The organism is Saprospira grandis DSM 2844, assembly GCF_000275825.1.
GTDB lineage: Bacteria > Bacteroidota > Bacteroidia > Chitinophagales > Saprospiraceae > Saprospira > Saprospira grandis_A.
Genome location: NZ_JH719942.1, coordinates 3,038,031 through 3,055,139, shown reverse-complemented (window position 1 = coordinate 3,055,139; position 17,109 = coordinate 3,038,031). Strand labels below are relative to the sequence as shown.

Sequence of the window (17,109 nt, the reverse complement as noted above, 5' to 3'; positions counted from 1 at the left end):
CCTAGGGCTAGCTGGCTAGCCTTCACCTAAAATTAGATCACTAATATAAAATGAAACAGACGAACGAAATTGTAGTAGCGCTAGATATTGGGACCACTAAGATTGTGGCTATGGCGGGTCGGAAGAACGAGCATGGTCAGTTGGAGGTATTGGGTACGGGGCGAGTAGAATCACTGGGTGTTTCTAGAGGTGTCGTATCGAATATTGAGAAGACGGTAAAGGCCATTTGCGAAGCGATTGAGGAGGCGGAGCGCAGCTCTGGCGTTGAGGTTGATGTTGTGCAGGTAGGAATTGCTGGCCAGCACATTAAGAGTTTGCAGCATCGGGGAATGTTGACTAGAAATAGCCTACAGGATGAAATTTCTCAGGGAGATATAGATGATCTAATTGCGGATATGCACAAATTGGCCTTGCCTCCTGGCGACAAGATCATCCATGTGATTCCGCAAGAATACACGGTAGATAATGAGCGGGGCATTGCTGATCCTATTGGGATGGCGGGTGTTCGTTTGGAGGCTAATTTTCATATTATTACGGGACAGGTTTCTGCCATTAAGAACTTGAAAAAGTGTGTGGAGAAATCGGCTTTAGAGATGGAGAACTTGACTTTGGAGCCTATTGCTTCTGCGGCTTCGGTATTGACTGAAGAGGAGATGGAAGCTGGGGTGGTATTGATTGATATTGGGGGGGGAACTACTGATTTGGCTATTTTCCATGAGGGGATTATCCGTCATACTGCGGTTATTCCTTTTGGGGGCAATATTGTGACTCAGGACATCAAGGAAGGTTGTGGCGTGATGGCCGAGCAGGCGGAGAAGCTCAAGCGTCGTTTTGGTTGTGCTATGGCAGAGAAGATCACGGATAGTCGGGTGATTACGATTCCGGGTCTAAAGGGCCGTCCTGAAAAGGAGATTATGGAGCGCAATTTGGCCCATATTATTCAGGCTAGAATGGAAGAGATCCTAGATACTATTGTTTGGGAGATTGACCGTTCGGGTTTGGCTAGGAAGGTGGCTACAGCGGGTATTGTTTTGACTGGCGGGGGGTCTTTGCTCAAGCATTTGAAGGAATTGGTGGAGTACCATACGGGTTATACTGTTCGTTTGGGCGATCCTTCTGAGCATTTGGCCCATGGCTATGAAGAGCAAATGATGAACCCTATTTATGCGACGGCTATTGGTTTGATCATCAATGGCATTGATAATAGAAAGCTAGACAGTAGCCGAGAGCTTGAGAGCAGCTATGAAAATACAATCATAGAAGAAGCTGCGGCCCCCTTATCTCATAAGGAGGTGGAACAGCCTCGGGAGAAAAAAAGCAGAGGTTGGAGTTTTTCTGGTTTGGTCAAAAAGGCAAAAAATTGGCTAGAAGCTGATCCAGATGCTGATTTGTAGTAAAAAATGCCTAATTTAGGCCATTATTTTAAAAGTGAAATAAGATTGCTATGCAATTCAATATACCTGAAGACAACGAGTCTATTATCAAGGTAATAGGCGTAGGGGGTGGCGGTAGTAATGCCGTTGCCTACATGTTTGAGCAAGGCATTATCGGGGTGGACTTTGCGATTTCCAACACCGATAATCAAGCTATGAACCAAAGCAAGATTCCTGTAAAAATTCAATTAGGTCCAGCCCTTACGGAGGGACGTGGAGCGGGCTCTAAGCCTGCTGTAGGCCGTGAATCTTGTATTGAGTCATTGGAGGAAGTTAAGTATTTTTTCCAGAACAATACAAAAATGCTATTTGTCACTGCTGGAATGGGCGGGGGCACTGGTACTGGTGCGGCTCCGGTTATTGCCAAAGCTGCTCGTGAGCTAGATATTTTGACCGTAGCAATTGTGACTATGCCTTTTGGATTTGAGGGACGTCGTCGGGCCAAGCAAGCTCAGGAAGGTTTGGAAGAATTGAAAAAGAATGTAGATACGCTTATTGTTATTTCTAATGATAAGTTGCGTAAGATCTATGGTAACCTTTCCTTGTCTGAAGCCTTTGCTCAGGCAGATAACATTTTGACGACAGCCGCCAAGGGTATTGCAGAAATCATTACTGTTCCGGGTTATGTAAACGTAGATTTTGAAGATGTAAATACTGTTATGCGCGATTCTGGTGTAGCCGTAATGGGTACAGCAGTTAAGGATGGAGAAAACCGTGCTTTGGAAGCCGTAGAAAGTGCATTAGAGTCTCCCCTATTGGAAGATAGTGACATTAAGGGGGCCAAGCACATTTTGTTGAATATCACTTCTGGTGCCCGTCAGGTGACGATGGATGAGGTATTTGAGATTACGGAATACGTACAGAATGAAGCTGGAGAAGGCACCGATTTGATTTGGGGAAACTGCCATGACGAGAGTTTGGGTGATAGCTTAGCCGTTACGGTGATTGCTACTGGTTTTCAGTCTTCTTTGAAGGAGAATGAGCTTCGTTTTAAGGCGGAGCAAGTGCGTAAGCAGGAAGAGCCGGTCAAGCAGCCTCGCAAAACGATTGAGCGCATTTCTTTGGATGATGCAGAAGATGACGGGTACAGCTTTTTGAGTAAAAAAAAAGGGATTCAAGAACTAGGTTCTGAAAAAAGGCCTTATTCTGAACATAAAAAGCAAGAACCCTTTGTAAAAAACGAGCAAAAACAGCAGCCCCGCAATATGGAGCCGCCTTATCAGCTTGGAGATAGCGAAGAGATTCGCCGTTTGGAGAACCAGCCTGCCTATATGCGCAAGGGGGTTCGTTTGGAGGGAAAAGAAAAAAAAGAGAATAAAGAGTCTTCTAATTGGTCGGTAGATGAACATGGCCGCCCAGAAATTAACGAGCGAAATTCTTATTTGCATGATAATGTAGATTAGCGACAACCTTTTTTTTTTGCAAAAGCAGAAACTTCTAGTTTAGAAGTTTCTGCTTTTTTTGGGGGCCGAAGGCCCTTTTTTTGGCCCAGCGCTGCGCAGCCGTGGCCTATAGGGCCAGACCAAAGCCCGCAGGGCTGCAGGGCCGAGCAGACCTGCGAGCGGCGCAGCATAGCGGCGGCCAGCTTTGCTGGCCGCGGGCCCCAAATCATTGACATAATACCTCTGAGAATTTATAACATAGCCAAAGTGGCGGCTAGAATTGTTAAGGCAGGGCATTACTTATCCGTTTTTGTTAAAAATGATAAGTAATGCCCTATCTTTGAAAGTTGTCCTCCAATTGTCTTATAAAATCCATAGATTTGGATTGTTTTCAATTTTAACTAACAAAAACAAAATTAAATGACTAGAATTCAGACTTTTGCATTCTTGCTGTTTAGCCTTTTTTTCTGGCAGCAATCTAATGCACAAATCTTCTTTACGGAAGACTTTGAGGGCCTTACGGGCGCCAACGGCCTGCCTACGAGCTGGACCGAAACAGGGCTGTCTACAGATGGGATCTACTATATCGGTACCAATACAGACGCCAATGCAGCAGGTGCTTGGCCTGCTCCTGCTCACACCTTCTTTGCACAGACCAATGATGATGTTTGTGACTGTGATAAGTCTGCAGACCGTCTTATTCTACCTGCACAGAACTTTGCATCTCGCTCGGGTGGAGTAGAATTGATTGTTGACCTCTATATGGATGGACTGTATGGAAGTGCTGGACAGATTGAGGTGAGTACAGATGGTGGTACTACTTGGACCCCCATTTATGTAATGCCTGCCGTTGATGGAAGCTGGCAGGATAATACGACCATTTCGCTAAATGCTTATGCAAATGATGCCAACGTATTGATTTCCTTCTTGTATAACGACAATGCTGGTTGGGCTACAGGTTTGGGCGTAGATAACGTTCGTTTGAACCAAACGGCTTCTTCTAATGAACTCTTGATTTCGGCTATTTCGCCTTCAGAGTATACCTTGGTGCCTCAGTCTCAAGCAGGAACAATTCCGGTTAGCACGACGATCTCGAATGCGGGTACCGGAACAGCCGCTTCTGTGAGCATTACTACCAATATCTATGATTTTGCAGCTCCAGCTACGCCCATCCAGACCTATAACAACACGGCCACTAACTTGGCTGCTGGGGCGAGCACAACGGTAAGCATGGGTACTTTTGCCCCTCCTGCACAATCGGGTTACATTTTTGAGCACATCATTACTGGTCCTACAGGTAGCACTGCTAATGATACGGCCCGCTATGGCCTTACAATTACAGGCAATGAATATGCTCGTGACGCAGGTAGCCCCACTAATCTCGTTGGTGCTGGTGCTGGTGCTCTAGCTATTATTGGTAATCTTTTCGATATTACGGCGAATACTCAACTAGACTCTGCTTTGTTCTTCTTGAGCTGCGATGCCAGCAATCTAGGTGACACTGTACGTCTTGTTGTTGTTCAAACAACGGCTGGTGTACCCAATGGTACAATCATCGGACAATCGGCTAATTACATCCTTACGCCTGCAGATACTACCTCGAATGGTACTATCCTTACCTTGCCTATTACGAACACTACGAACGGTGCTCTTAACCTTACACCTGGCCAATATCTAGTTGCCGTAGAAGAGTCAATTAGTATGGATGGACTCAACATCCTTTGTGATCCTGATATCTATACGCCCAATACGGTATATGCCAATATTAACGGTGGTGCTTATCAAACACTAGATGGTTTGGTTACTGGTGGTTTTCCTTATACTCCTGTTATCCGTCCTTACCTCAATGTGAGCTGTAACATTACGGCTGCAGCTACCGCTACAGACGCAACTTGTACGGCTAGCAACGGTTCGGTAACGGCTAACCCTGCCAACGGATCTGCTCCTTATACTTACCTTTGGTCTACTGCCGCTACTACACAAACAATCAACGGTTTGGCTGCAGGTACTTATGATGTAACAATTACGGATGCTACTGGCTGTGTTGCTACAGCTTCTGCCACTGTTAACGCTACAACTATTGCGCTAAACGGTACAGCTACGGCGACCAACGCTAGTTGTGGCAATGCCAACGGTTCTGCTACAGTAAGCGTAAGCAACGGTACAACTCCCTATACTTATGTTTGGTCTAATGCTGCCACTACGGCTAGCATCAATAACCTTATGGCTGGTACTTATACCGTAACCTTCACCGATGCTAATGGTTGTGAAGGTACGGCTAGCGCTACCGTAAGTAGCCCCGCTGGTCCCACAGCAAGTGCTACAGCTACAGATGCCACTTGTACCGCTGCCAACGGCTCGGCTACAGTAACTGCTTCTGCTGGTGCTGCTCCTTATACTTACCTTTGGTCTAATGGCCAAACTACAGCTACCGCTACCGCTCTTATGGCCGGTACTTATAATGTAACAGTAACTGACAATAACGGCTGTGCCGTAACTAGCAACGCTACAGTAGGTAGCACCGCAGGTACAGTAAGCGGAACTACTTCTAGCGTAAACTCTAGCTGTGGCGCCGCCAACGGCTCGGCTACAGTAACGCCTGCTGGTGGAACTACGCCTTATAGCTTCAACTGGAGCAATGGCGAAACTACCGCTACAGCTTCTAACCTTTCTGCTGGTACCTATACCGCAACTATTACTGATGCCAACGGTTGCCAAACTACAGCTACGGCTACCGTAAGCAACCCCAACGCACCTACTGCTACCGCTACCGTAACTTCTAATTACAACGGTTCTGAGCTTAGCTGTAACACGGCTAGCGATGGAGAAGCTACGGTAACAGCCACAGGTGGAACAGCCCCCTACACTTACATCTGGTCTAATGGCCAAACTACAGCGGCTGCTAGCGGACTTTCTGCTGGTAACCCAACCGTAACGGTTACTGATGACAATGGTTGTGCTGTAAGCACAGTGGTTAGCCTTACTGCTCCCACTCCCGTTGATGCCAATATTGACATGACTGGAACTATGGACGCTTCTTGCTTCTCTAGCAATGACGGTATGGCGACTATCACTGCCTCTGGCGGAACTCCTGGCTATACTTATATGTGGTCTAATAATGCCAATACTGCCGCTATCAATAATATCGGCGCAGGTACTTATAGCGTTACCGTAACCGATGCTAACGGCTGTACTAAAGATGCTACTGTAACAATCGCTCAACCTACTGCTATCGTCAATAACATGACTGTTACGGACCTAAGCTGTAGCGGTAGCGCAGATGGCGCAATCAGCGCAACAACTTCTGGTGGTTCTGCTCCTTATAGCTATAACTGGAGTAATGGCGGTACTACCGCTAACCTCACTGGCCTTGCCGCTGGTACTTATACCCTAAGCATTACGGACCTTAACGGCTGCGAATTGGTCGCTAACGCTACAGTAAATGCAACTGTTGCTATCGTTCTTGATACTACCGTAAACGGAACTTCTGTTGTTGGTGCCAACGATGGTAGCATTGATGTTACTGTTACTGGTGGTGCCGCTCCTTATACCTACGCTTGGTCTAATGCTGCCACTACAGCCAATGTTAGCAACTTGACTGCCGGCCTTTATACGGTTACCGTAACTGACGCTAATGGCTGTAATACTAGCCTCACGGTTAATGTTCCCGATGGCCCCCTTACAGTTCTAGCCACTAATGCCAATATCAATATTAGCGTATTCCCCAACCCTGTGGAATCTGTAGCTAAATTGACTATCGAACTGAACAAAGCGAGCGATGTGAAAATCGAATTGAGCAATGCCGCCGGTCAAGTCATCCGCAGCTTCCAAGCTAGCCAAGTACTTAACCAACAGTTTGATATCGATATGAGTGAATTGCCCGCCGGCCTTTACTTCCTACGTGTTGCCGATCAAGAAGCTAGCAATAGCTACCGCATCAGCAAAAAGTAATTTAGCCCCTTTCTTAGGTGCTTAACCGCTGACGCCTCTCCTTTTTGGAGGGGCGTCTTTTTTTGGGGCTGCCCCGCCCTGCGGGCGGGTCGGGCTGTGTCAGGGCTCGCAGGTCTGCTCGGCCCTGCGCAAAAAATGCTACGCATTTTTGCTCGGTCTGGCGCTTTGCGCCACCCTTATCCATCCCTCAGCCAGATTTAATCGCGCTGCTTTGGCCATAGTTTGCTATGAATTTTCTGCTAGGCCAGCTATTTTTTAAGGGCATAGCCTTCGCTATGGCCGAGAAAAACAGGGCCGACTAGCGGGAAATTGCTGCAAACTATAAAAGTGAGTGCGTTTAAATCTGGCTATTGCCTGCGGCGGCTTCGCCGCCTGTCCCATCCAATTGGTCCAAAAAAAAGGCCCCAAAAGCAATCGCTTTTGGGGCCTTCTCGCTAAACATCAATAGCAGCTAATTTGCCTTTTCTTTCAGGTTCCAGTCAATCTGAAAATCTTCTACATTCTTGCTCTTCTCAGCCAAAGCCTCAAACGCCTCAAAAAAGACCACATTTCGCTTAAAAACAAGCTCAAAATTGCGATAGGCCACAAAGGAAAAGGTCCCTAAAGCAATCATGAATGCAGCACAAATGAGCCAAATGGCCCCAAAACTCCCCCAATGGCCCAAGAAAAACGCATAGGCAGAACCCACCATACTAATGGCAATCACCGCCCCCATAAAGAAATAACGCCCTCTCTGCCCTTTCTGGTACTCCTTACGAGCCCTAGAGCCCATCAAACGCTTCTTTATCTTGTCGTAATTCTCCGGACGACGCTTGTAGGTCAAGTACAAACGCGCCAGCTCTTCTTTACTAAAGTCAATATCGAAAATCATAGCACAAATTTGATTTATTGGGCCTGCTAAGGTAGGGATTTTTCTATTTTTTGAAGGTGATCTCAACTACTTAATTATATTTGCAGACTTAAACAATAGCTAACATTAAATTAACATGCGTACCTCTTTTTCTCCTGCCTTTTTCTGCCTTTTCTCCCTCCTTTTTTTTACTCTCTCTCTCTTTGGCCAAGAACAACTCCTAGATTATAAGGTGATTAGTGGGCCTATGCCCGGACACTATACCGATTCTACCGCTAGCTTCTGGATATTGGTCCAGAAAAAACCCGTTTTGCAAAAGAAAAACCGCCTAGCTCATGTCCTCAAAAAATTAGAACAAGAATTTAGTAGTATTAGTTATCAGGATGAGCCCCTTTGGAAAAATAAGCGGGTAGTGCGGGTTTTGGCCCAGAAAAAACCAGCAATGACTCCCCCAAAAGATAGCTTTAGCTTTCTAACGGGCTCTTGTGCCTTCCAATATCCCTTACTCCTCAATATGTTTGGCAAGCGCCGAAGATATAACAAGATATTTAATAAAATGGCCCAAACAGATGCCGAGTTTATGGTCTGGACCGGCGATAATGTCTATTATGTCCTTGGCCAATGGAACTCTTATAAGGGGATGGTCAAAAAAAATCTGCGCTCTAGAGAACGCAAGCCCATCAATAAGTTTTTGCAATCTTGTCCCCAATATGCCAGTTGGGACGACCATGATTATGGGCCAAATAATAGCGATGCTAATTTTCCCCTAAAAGATACCGCCCTAAATGTCTTTAAAAAGATGTGGGCCAACCCCTATTATGGAGAAGAAGACAACCCAGGCGTTTATAGCCACTTTAGCCAAGAAAACTGCGACTTTTTCTTGCTCGATTCTCGCTACTACTGCATTGGCGATGGCCCCAAAGAAAAACGAAGGCTTTTTGGCAAGAAGCAAATGGATTGGCTCAAAAGACAGCTCAAAAAAGCCAAGGGCGATTTTAAATTTGTGTTTTCCGGAACGCAACTCTTACCCAAGCTAGACAAAGGGGATCATTGGGACCAGTTTCCAGCAGAACGAGAAGATTTTCTGGACTTTCTCCAAAAAGAGAACATTAAGGGAGTCGTGGTCATTAGTGGAGATCGACACTATAGCGAGCTCAACTGCCTAAGAAGAGAAGGTGACTATCCGCTTTATGAGTATACTTGCTCGCCTCTTACTAGTTTTCTTGACCCCTATTATGCTAAGGTAAATGATTGCCGAGAAGAGGGCACTTTTGTTCGTAAACAAAACTATGGTCTATTGACTATTGTGGGCCAAGGCCTACGGCGCATTTGCCGCATCCAAACTTTTAACCGGAAAGGCAAGCTGCTCTGGCAAAGGGAAATTGCCCTTAAAGACTTGCAATAAGGCATAAAAAAGCGGCCAGTGCAATGAGTTGCGCTGGCCGTTCATTTTGGTCCAATACTTAAGCGGTTTTGCAGGGCTGCGCAGCAGCCCGCAGGCCTAGCGATGCGGCGGGGTGGCCGAAGGCCAGACCGAACAAAACGAGCGTTAGCGAAGTTTTGTGAAGGGCCGAGCAGACCTGCGAGCCCCAAAGCGTAGCGCCGCAGCTTTGCTGCGGAGGCCCCAAAAAAACCTTCTACTTCCGTTTATTTGATTTTGACTTCTTCTTTTTGCTAAAGATGCTGCCCATAGCCACACCGCCTACAGAGAATAGGGTGCGGTCGGTCAGGCCTTCTAGCTCGGCTCCCTCGCCTAGCTTATAATAGCGGCGGATATCAAAAGTGAGCATAAAATCATTGAGGGGCACTTCAATTTTGAGGCCTGCAGCGGCAAAAGCTCTAGCGCTGGCCTGCATATTGGCAAGTTGGATGGCCGTAGGATCTTTGAGAAAAGCCTCCTCAAAAGCCATATCTTGGTCCAAAATAAAGAGTAAATCTAGTTGAGGGTTGGCCGTAATGCCAAAAGTACCGCCCATAATTTTGCGCAGGATACCAAACTTACCGCCCATATTTAGGCTTAGGCTGGTAAAGCCCGTTTGATTACTGACCGATTCTTCAATTTGGTAAGGGACCACAATCACATCAATAAAAGCTTGGGCAAAGCGCTTAGAGTTGCCCTCTAAAAGGCCCTTTTTTTCCTTTTCGCTGAGCATAGTATAGCGGGCGCCAAACTGCAGGCGAAAATCATTATCCTGAAAGGCCAACTGTCTAAAATCAAGAGAGTCTCGGCCTTCTAAAAGGGTATTGATAAAGGGGTGCACCTTAAAATTGAGGGCCAAAGTATTGATTTTTTTGCGGCCATTGGCCACTTTTTCCTTTAGGTTATAATTGGCATCTAGGGCCAAGACGCCAGAGGCGGCACCAGAGGCCTTAAAAAGGCCATAGAGGTTTCCTCCGCCAGCGCCGGAGAACTGGAAAATATTTTCGGTGGGATTAAACAACATATCTACGGGCGTAGGATGTTGGGCAAACAATTGGCCCGAAAGCAGCAGGCTTAAAGCAAAGAGTAGATTTTTCATAGGTATAGGTGAGTTAGATAATGACAAAGCTAAAGCAGGGGGCTATTCAGGATCAAATTGGGGTTGGGGCAATTGGCCTTCATTTCTGTTAATTCTCGGGGCGAGCAAACGCCAGGATAATCGCCATGATGTCCTTGCAGGTCCATAATAATTTGAAAATGCAGATGAGGTCGCCAGCCGCCATTTTCCTCCTTGCTACCCAGGGTTCCAATAATAGTCGAACGGTCGATCATTTGGCCCAGCTCTAGGGCTTCTATAGAGGCCTTAGACAAATGGCCATACAAAGTATAAAATTTAGGGCAATTAAAGGGTCGGTGCTCCAAAATAATGACTCCCCCATAATTTCCTTCCTCCTGATGATAACCTAAGCTGTGCACCTTGGCTCTGAGGGGTGTGCGAACGCTGCGGCCTTCTCTGGTCCAAATATCTATACCCAAATGGATACAGCGTTCATCTAGGGGGTCTTTTTGTGGGTTAAACAGGGGTTTATCTTGGTACAAATTGCGGCGTTCCAGATAGCCTCCAATTCCGACAAATGTGGAGCTAAGATCCATACACTCCTGAATATAATAATATAGTCCCTTGGGGGTCTTGAACTCATTGGATCTAGGGTTGGTCTCTGATAGGTCTAGGGCCACCACATATTCTCTGCCCCCCACAAAATTCATCACATTGCCAAAGGTGCCTTTCTTGGGCCCTACCCAAGCCAAAAAATCATCTATTTTTCTTGCCATCTTCTTTTATTTAGTTGGTTATTAGATACATATTTGCGTTTAAGTCAAAGTTACTACTTTTAGATAAACAAACAAATTTTATTTTTATTTTGGGCTTTCTCTTGCAAGGAGCTTATTCTGGTCTTTGGCCCTTGGGGGGTAGAGAATCTAAAAGAAAGGCAACAAAAGTTTGCAACTAAAAACAAAAAGTTGTAAAATAGGCCTAAGGATGGGCTAAAGCTTCGCAAAAACCAAACATTAAGCGTATATTTGGCCCCTATTGGAAAATAAAACAATATGTCAGAAGAAATAGAACAGGAGGTACAGGAGCAAAAGCCTCAGCGCAATCAATTGGGCGAGATGTACAAAGATTATTTTTTGGACTACGCCTCTTATGTCATTTTAGAGCGGGCGGTGCCTGCCGTAGAAGATGGTTTTAAGCCTGTACAAAGACGAATTTTGCATGCTATGCACAGCATGGATGATGGTCGCTTTCACAAGGTGGCTAATATTATTGGGCAAACGATGCAGTACCATCCTCATGGAGATGCTGCCATTGGCGATGCCTTGGTTAATTTGGGCCAAAAGGACCTTTTGATTGACTGCCAGGGAAACTGGGGAGATGTTCGTACTGGAGACCGGGCTGCGGCCCCTCGTTATATTGAGGCCCGTTTGTCTAAATTTGCCAAAACAGTGGTTTTCAACCCCAAGACCACCAATTATCAATTGGCTTATGATGGGCGGAAAAAAGAGCCTATTCATTTGCCTGTTAAGTTTCCGCTTTTGTTGGCCCAAGGTGTAGAGGGAATTGCGGTGGGCTTATCGACTAAGATTTTGCCGCATAACTTTGTAGAATTGATTAAGGGCTCTATTGCTATTTTGCGTGGAAAAAAGACTAAAATCCTACCTGATTTCCCTACTGGAGGCATGATGGATGCCTCTAATTATAATGGCGGAAAGAGAGGGGGGAAAATTCGTCTGCGTGCTGAAATAGAAATTGTGGACCGCAAGACCTTGGCGATTCGCCAAGTTCCTTATGGTTGTACTACTTCTAGCTTGATTGATAGTATTATTAAGGCTAATAGCAAGCAAAAAATTAAGATTAAAAAGGTGGTGGATAATACGGCCAAAGATGTAGAAATTTTGGTCGAATTGCCTAGCAATAGCTCTCCAGAAATCACCTTAGATGCCCTCTATGCCTTTACGGATTGCGAGCTCTCTATTTCGCCAAATGCCTGTGTAATTCAAGGCGATAAGCCCATTTTTATTACTGTAGATGAGCTCTTAGAGATTGCCACTGGCCAAACCAAGGATTTGTTGGAGTGGGAGTTAAAAATTCGGGAGCAAGAACTACTTGATAAATGGCATCTGGCCTCTTTGGAGAAGATCTTTATTGAGAATCGCATCTATCAATTGATTGAGGATTGCGAGAGTTGGGAAGAAGTGCTCGAGACCATTGATCGGGCTATGCAGCCTTTTGCCAAAGAGCTCTGGCGCCCAATTACTCAAGAAGATATTATCCGTCTGACCGAAATTAAGATCAAGCGAATTTCTAAGTACAATAAGTTTCAGGCGGATGAGTTTCTAAAAAAACTGGAGGACGAACTGGCCGATGTTCGAGATAATTTGGCCAATTTGGTAGATTATGCCATTGCCTACTTTAAGCGCTTGCTAAAAGACTTTGGTAAAGAGAAAGAGCGCAAGACCAAAATCATGACCTTTGATACGATTGATGCTGTTGAGGTAGTGGTTAATAATGCCAAATTATATATCAATCGCAAGGAAGGGTTTATGGGCTATGGCCTCAAGAAAGATGAGTTTATTGAGGAATGCTCTGACTTAGATGATGTGATTGTCTTTCATAAGGATGGGACCTATAGCGTAGTTAAGATTGCCGAAAAGGTCTTTATTGGGAAAAACCCCTTGCATTTGGCTATTTGGCGCAAAGGCGATGAGCGCATGATTTATAATGTGGTTTATGCCGACTTGGACAAAGGGGCCAATTATGTGAAGCGCTTTGCCGTAACGGCCATTACTCGAGATAGAAAATACCCTATTGCCAATAAGGTAGAGAAAGCCAAAATCTTGCATTTTTCAGCCAATCCCAACGGAGAGGCCGAGCTGTTGCACATTCAGCTTAGCCAAGCTTGCAAGGCCAAAAAGAAAGACTTTGAGTATGATTTTGCCGAACTAGCCGTTAAGGGCCGCTCGGCCAGAGGAAATCTCTTGAGCAAATACCCGATTCGAAAGATTCAGCTAAAACGGCAGGGAGAATCTACCCTAGGGGCCCTACAAATTTGGTTTGAGCCAGAAACGGGCCGCCTCAATAGCTCTGGTTATGGCCAATTGTTGGGCGACTTTGAAGAGGAGGACCGCATTTTGGCCCTCTACCAAGATGGTAGCTATGAAATGACCAACTATGAGCTGAGTAATCGCTTTGAAGCCGAAGAGCTCCTTTTGGTCCAAAAATGGAATGCCGAGCAGCCCATTACGGCCGTTTACTTTGATGGCGAACGCAAAACGACCTATGTAAAACGCTTTCTGATTGAAACGACTACCCTCAATAGCCGCTTTGAGTATTTGCCCAATAACCACCGCTCGACCAAATTGCTTTGGGCGGGTACACAAGCAGCGCCAAAAATTACTTTTGAGCAAAGAGAAGGCCGCAGCTATACCGCCAATGAGGCCCAACTAGCCAAAATTGCAGATGTGACTGGCTGGAAAGCCCTTGGGAGCAAACTGCATGATGATAAAATTAGAAATATAAAAGAGATTGGTCCTAAGGAAAATGAAGAAAACCAAAAGGCCCTCTTTTAATTTTGGCCCCTAAAGAAAAAGCCCCAAGGCAATGCCTTGGGGCTTTTTCTGCGTTTTGCAGGCGGCAAAGCCGCCGCAGGCTGAGGGATGGATAAGGGTGGCGCAAAGCGCCAGACCGAGCAAAAATGCGCAGCATTTTTGTGAAGGGCCGAGCAGACCTGCGAGCCCTGGCCCAGCCCGACCCGCCCGCAGGGCGGGGCAGCCCCAAAAAAATAGTCCTAATTTAAGGGACTAGCCTGGCTAATTTCGAGATCTCTCAAACGCTCCAGCAAAAGGGTCCAAAGATGGCTATAATTAATCACCTCAAACTCATCAATCATGCCGCGATAACGGAAGGGCTCCTCCTCCAAACGGTCCAGATATTTCTGATAAATACCAATCTGGGCAAAATCAAAATTGGCCTTAGATAGCTGATAAAGCAAGCGAATAAACTGGATCGTCCGATAGTGCTCTTCTCTGCGCAAACGGCGATTGGCAATCTCTTTCAGATACTCGACCTTGGCCTGAGCCGCCTCCATATCCAACATTTCCAGATGGAAAAGCATTTGGGCAATGAGGTGGCTCACCTTGAGCATGCGCTCCGATTTGCTAAACTCTAGCGGGTCGCTCAAAAACTTGTGCAAGCGGAAGCGCTTGCGGCGCTTGGCTCGGCTGCTCTTGGGCTCAATATTTTTTAGTACGGGGTAAAACTGATGCAAATAACTGAGGTAAATCTCAAAGGCATTCCATTTCTCCTGATCCTCTCGGCCCAAACGCTCAAAACGAGTATCGCCAACTACCTCATAAAATAGCTGCTGGGCCTGTTCATAATGCTCGCCATGTAGGGCCAACAAAAAGAAAAACTCCATCAGCTGAAACCAACTATCGGTCTCTTGCAAAGCCATGGCCTGCTTATACAGGGCCGGCGCAATGCTGGGCGTATACTGCCCCATATGCAAAATAGCCGACAATTTTTTGATCATGATCTCGGCAAATTTATCGTCTCGATAAAACTCTGGATGCTTTGCAATGTACTGCTCGCTATCTTGGCAAACGGCCATCATCTGCTCATAATCTTGCAACATTTCATAACGATAGGCCCAAACCATATAACGATGATAATGCACAATTGGCGATTGGTAAAAATCTGCCAAGCCCTCTAGCGCCTGACAATACACATTGATTCTGCCCGCCAAATCCTGATTCTTAGAATGCGGCTTGTAGTAGTTAATTACCACTCGTTGATACAACTCCTCCGAGCGAATCTCCGCATCCAATACATTCTGATACTGTTTGCACAACTGATCGTACTCCTCATACAAACGCTCGTTTTCATTGCGCAAAGCATAATGCTCTCGCAAAATGCGCGCACAATTTACCATCACATCGGCAAACTGAAACTTTTGGGCCGTCGTCATCAACTGACGAGCCAAATAAGCCGCCGTATCATAGGCCTTATTCGATAATAAAATCTTGATGAGGGTCCAGTCTTTATTAGAAGAAAAATAGGCCCGATTATAATCAGATGCAGAGGGTACATTGACATCCAAAAAGAAGAGCGTATTGAGCAAACGCTTCTTGAATCTAGACTTTAACTGCCGGTACTTATCATCCGTTGAAGGACTGCCATACAAATATTCTGCAGCCTGCTCATCTGTATCAAATTTATCATTGACTACCGCCTCATAAAAGTCATTAAATTTACTACTTTTCTGGCTCAAGGAATAGTCGTCAAATATCTCTATCTTCTTGACCTTCTTCTTCGTAACAATTTTTGCTATCTCTAATATATGTTTCATTTCTTAAGGAATTGGTTATTGGCTAGTGTAATTGCTTATTTTGATGTCACATTTTGCAATTACAAAATAACAAAAAAAGGAGGGTTTACCAACCCCCTTTTTCTTTAACCAATCCTTAATTTTTTATTTATTTAGATAAAATCTATATTAAATTTTATATAAACAACTGATATTCATAATTTTGCAATTTAACTAATTATTTAGTCAAATCATTTATGAGCGTAGAATTGACTTGACATTAACAAATTCTTTTATGCCATTTGCAGCTAACTCACGTCCCAAACCCGACTGTTTAACTCCCCCAAAAGGGGTATGCGGGGCCGATCTCATGAGTTGATTTATGGCCAAAGTCCCTACTTCTAGTGAGGAAGCAAGTTGCAGTGCCCGCTCTTCATCGGTCCAAATAGCCCCGCCCAAACCATAAATGCTATCGTTGGCCAAATAAATGGCTGCTGCTGCATCGGCCACCTCAAAAAAGCTGAGCACTGGCCCAAATAACTCTTCAGAATAGGCCGGCGAGCCCTTGGGCGCCTGCCCCAAAATGACCGGAGAAAACAAACTCCCCGCTCCTTTTCCTCCATCCAATAACAACTGAGCTCCAGCCGCCAAACTATCCGCTTTCTGCTGCGCCAACTCCAAAGCCAAGTCCTCTCGAGCCATACAACTGAGGTCCAAATTATCCGCAATGGGATCCCCCTGACGCAATTGGGCGATCTCCGCCTTCAACGCATCTAGGAAGTCTGCCGCCAAGGAACGCTCCACAATAAAACGCTTGGCCGCTATGCAGGTCTGCCCATTGTTGCCAAACCTAGACTGTACGCCCGCCTTGGCCGCAGCCTCCAAATCAGCCCCTTCCAAAACAATAAAAGGATCCGATCCGCCCAATTCTAATACCATTTTCTTCATGCTGCCCCCAGCCAAAGCGCCTACCGCTAAGCCCGCTCTCCGACTGCCCGTTAAGGATACCCCAGCTACCTCCGACCCCTTGATTAAGGCCGCCGTTTGCTCCAAATTGGCAAAACTGTTCTGAAATACCCCCTCCGGAAAACCCGCCTGCTCAAATAATCGAGCTATGGCCATGGCCGAACGGGGCACATTGGGCGCATGCTTGAGCAAACTAACATTCCCCGCCAATAAGGTTGGTACCGAAAAACGCAAAACCTGCCAAAACGGAAAATTCCAAGGCATGATCTGCAAAATCACCCCCAATGGCTCATAATAGACCATATTGCGGCTCTCTGGCGCATAATCTACCGCATGCGGCGCCAACATCCTCGGCCCAAATTCTACATAATACCGAATCAAATATGCACATTTTTCGATCTCCGCCAAAGCCTGACGCAATGGCTTGCCCATCTCCTGACTGACCACTAAGGCCAATTCCTCTTTTTGTGCCAATAGTTGCTGCTCTAAAGCCAAAAATAAGGCCTGCCGCTCTGCCATTGGTACCCGCCGCCAATGCCGAAAAGCAAGTTCCGCTTTCTTCAATTGCCGCTCTAGCTCCAAGGCTGTCACAAAGTCATACTCCCCATACAACTCTCCTGTATATGGGTTCTTAGATCTAAACTGATTCATCTTTTCTGTTTTTTTGGGGCCTCCGCAGCAAAGCTGCGGCGCTACGTTTCGGGGCTCGCTATTCGCTCGGCCCTTCACCGCTTTCAGCGGC

10 protein-coding genes are annotated in these 17,109 nt (G+C 45.9%); 5 read left to right on the top strand and 5 right to left on the bottom strand.

The genetic code is table 11. The features are described from left to right. The first annotated feature begins 50 nt into the window (after nt 1-50). The 3 genes from ftsA to SAPGRDRAFT_RS13870 all read left to right on the top strand — a co-directional run bounded on the left by ftsA (nt 51) and on the right by SAPGRDRAFT_RS13870 (nt 6,766). Nucleotides 51-1,394 carry a cell division protein FtsA gene (ftsA, locus tag SAPGRDRAFT_RS13885; RefSeq protein WP_002659884.1) on the top strand — a complete coding sequence of 448 codons (1,344 nt, stop codon included), beginning with the start codon at nt 51-53 and terminating at the stop codon, nt 1,392-1,394. A gap of 50 nt (nt 1,395-1,444) precedes the next feature. Next, entirely contained in the window at nt 1,445-2,836 is a 1,392-nt protein-coding gene (gene ftsZ, locus SAPGRDRAFT_RS13880) for a cell division protein FtsZ (RefSeq protein ID WP_002659883.1), read from the top strand. 399 nt (nt 2,837-3,235) lie between these two features. Beyond that, nucleotides 3,236-6,766: a beta strand repeat-containing protein gene (locus SAPGRDRAFT_RS13870; RefSeq protein WP_002659881.1), complete on the top strand. Its 3,531-nt coding sequence runs from the start codon at nt 3,236-3,238 to the stop codon at nt 6,764-6,766. 451 nt (nt 6,767-7,217) lie between these two features. Here SAPGRDRAFT_RS13870 and SAPGRDRAFT_RS13860 read toward each other — a convergent pair whose 3' ends face one another. Next, a complete protein-coding gene (locus tag SAPGRDRAFT_RS13860; RefSeq protein WP_002659879.1) occupies nt 7,218-7,637 on the bottom strand; it encodes a hypothetical protein in 420 nt (139 codons plus the stop codon). Between the two features lie 115 nt (nt 7,638-7,752). Here SAPGRDRAFT_RS13860 and SAPGRDRAFT_RS13855 point away from each other — a divergent pair, with 115 nt between their 5' ends. Continuing rightward, complete coding sequence (locus tag SAPGRDRAFT_RS13855) at nt 7,753-9,021, top strand: alkaline phosphatase D family protein (protein WP_002659878.1); 1,269 nt, start codon at nt 7,753-7,755, stop codon at nt 9,019-9,021. A gap of 232 nt (nt 9,022-9,253) precedes the next feature. On the opposite strand, the gene SAPGRDRAFT_RS13850 is transcribed toward SAPGRDRAFT_RS13855, so the two are convergent. Both SAPGRDRAFT_RS13850 and SAPGRDRAFT_RS13845 read right to left on the bottom strand, forming a co-directional pair. Then, complete coding sequence (locus SAPGRDRAFT_RS13850; RefSeq protein ID WP_002659877.1) at nt 9,254-10,135, bottom strand: hypothetical protein; 882 nt, start codon at nt 10,133-10,135, stop codon at nt 9,254-9,256. A 29-nt stretch (nt 10,136-10,164) separates the two neighbouring features. Further along, on the bottom strand, nt 10,165-10,869 hold the full coding sequence (locus tag SAPGRDRAFT_RS13845; RefSeq protein ID WP_002659876.1) for a peptidoglycan DD-metalloendopeptidase family protein: 705 nt from the start codon (nt 10,867-10,869) through the stop codon (nt 10,165-10,167). 276 nt (nt 10,870-11,145) lie between these two features. On the opposite strand from SAPGRDRAFT_RS13845, the gene SAPGRDRAFT_RS13835 reads away from it, so the two are divergent. Then, nucleotides 11,146-13,665 (top strand): DNA gyrase/topoisomerase IV subunit A, encoded by a 2,520-nt coding sequence (locus SAPGRDRAFT_RS13835; RefSeq protein ID WP_002659875.1) that lies wholly within the window; start codon nt 11,146-11,148, stop codon nt 13,663-13,665. Nucleotides 13,666-13,883: 218 nt separating this feature from the next. Here the strand turns inward: SAPGRDRAFT_RS13835 and SAPGRDRAFT_RS13830 are convergent, their stop codons facing one another. Beyond that, nucleotides 13,884-15,443, bottom strand: coding sequence for a hypothetical protein (locus SAPGRDRAFT_RS13830; protein WP_002659874.1), 1,560 nt, complete (start codon nt 15,441-15,443; stop codon nt 13,884-13,886). A gap of 213 nt (nt 15,444-15,656) precedes the next feature. Then, complete coding sequence (locus SAPGRDRAFT_RS13825; RefSeq protein ID WP_002659873.1) at nt 15,657-17,018, bottom strand: aldehyde dehydrogenase family protein; 1,362 nt, start codon at nt 17,016-17,018, stop codon at nt 15,657-15,659. Between the last annotated feature and the right edge of the window lie 91 nt (nt 17,019-17,109).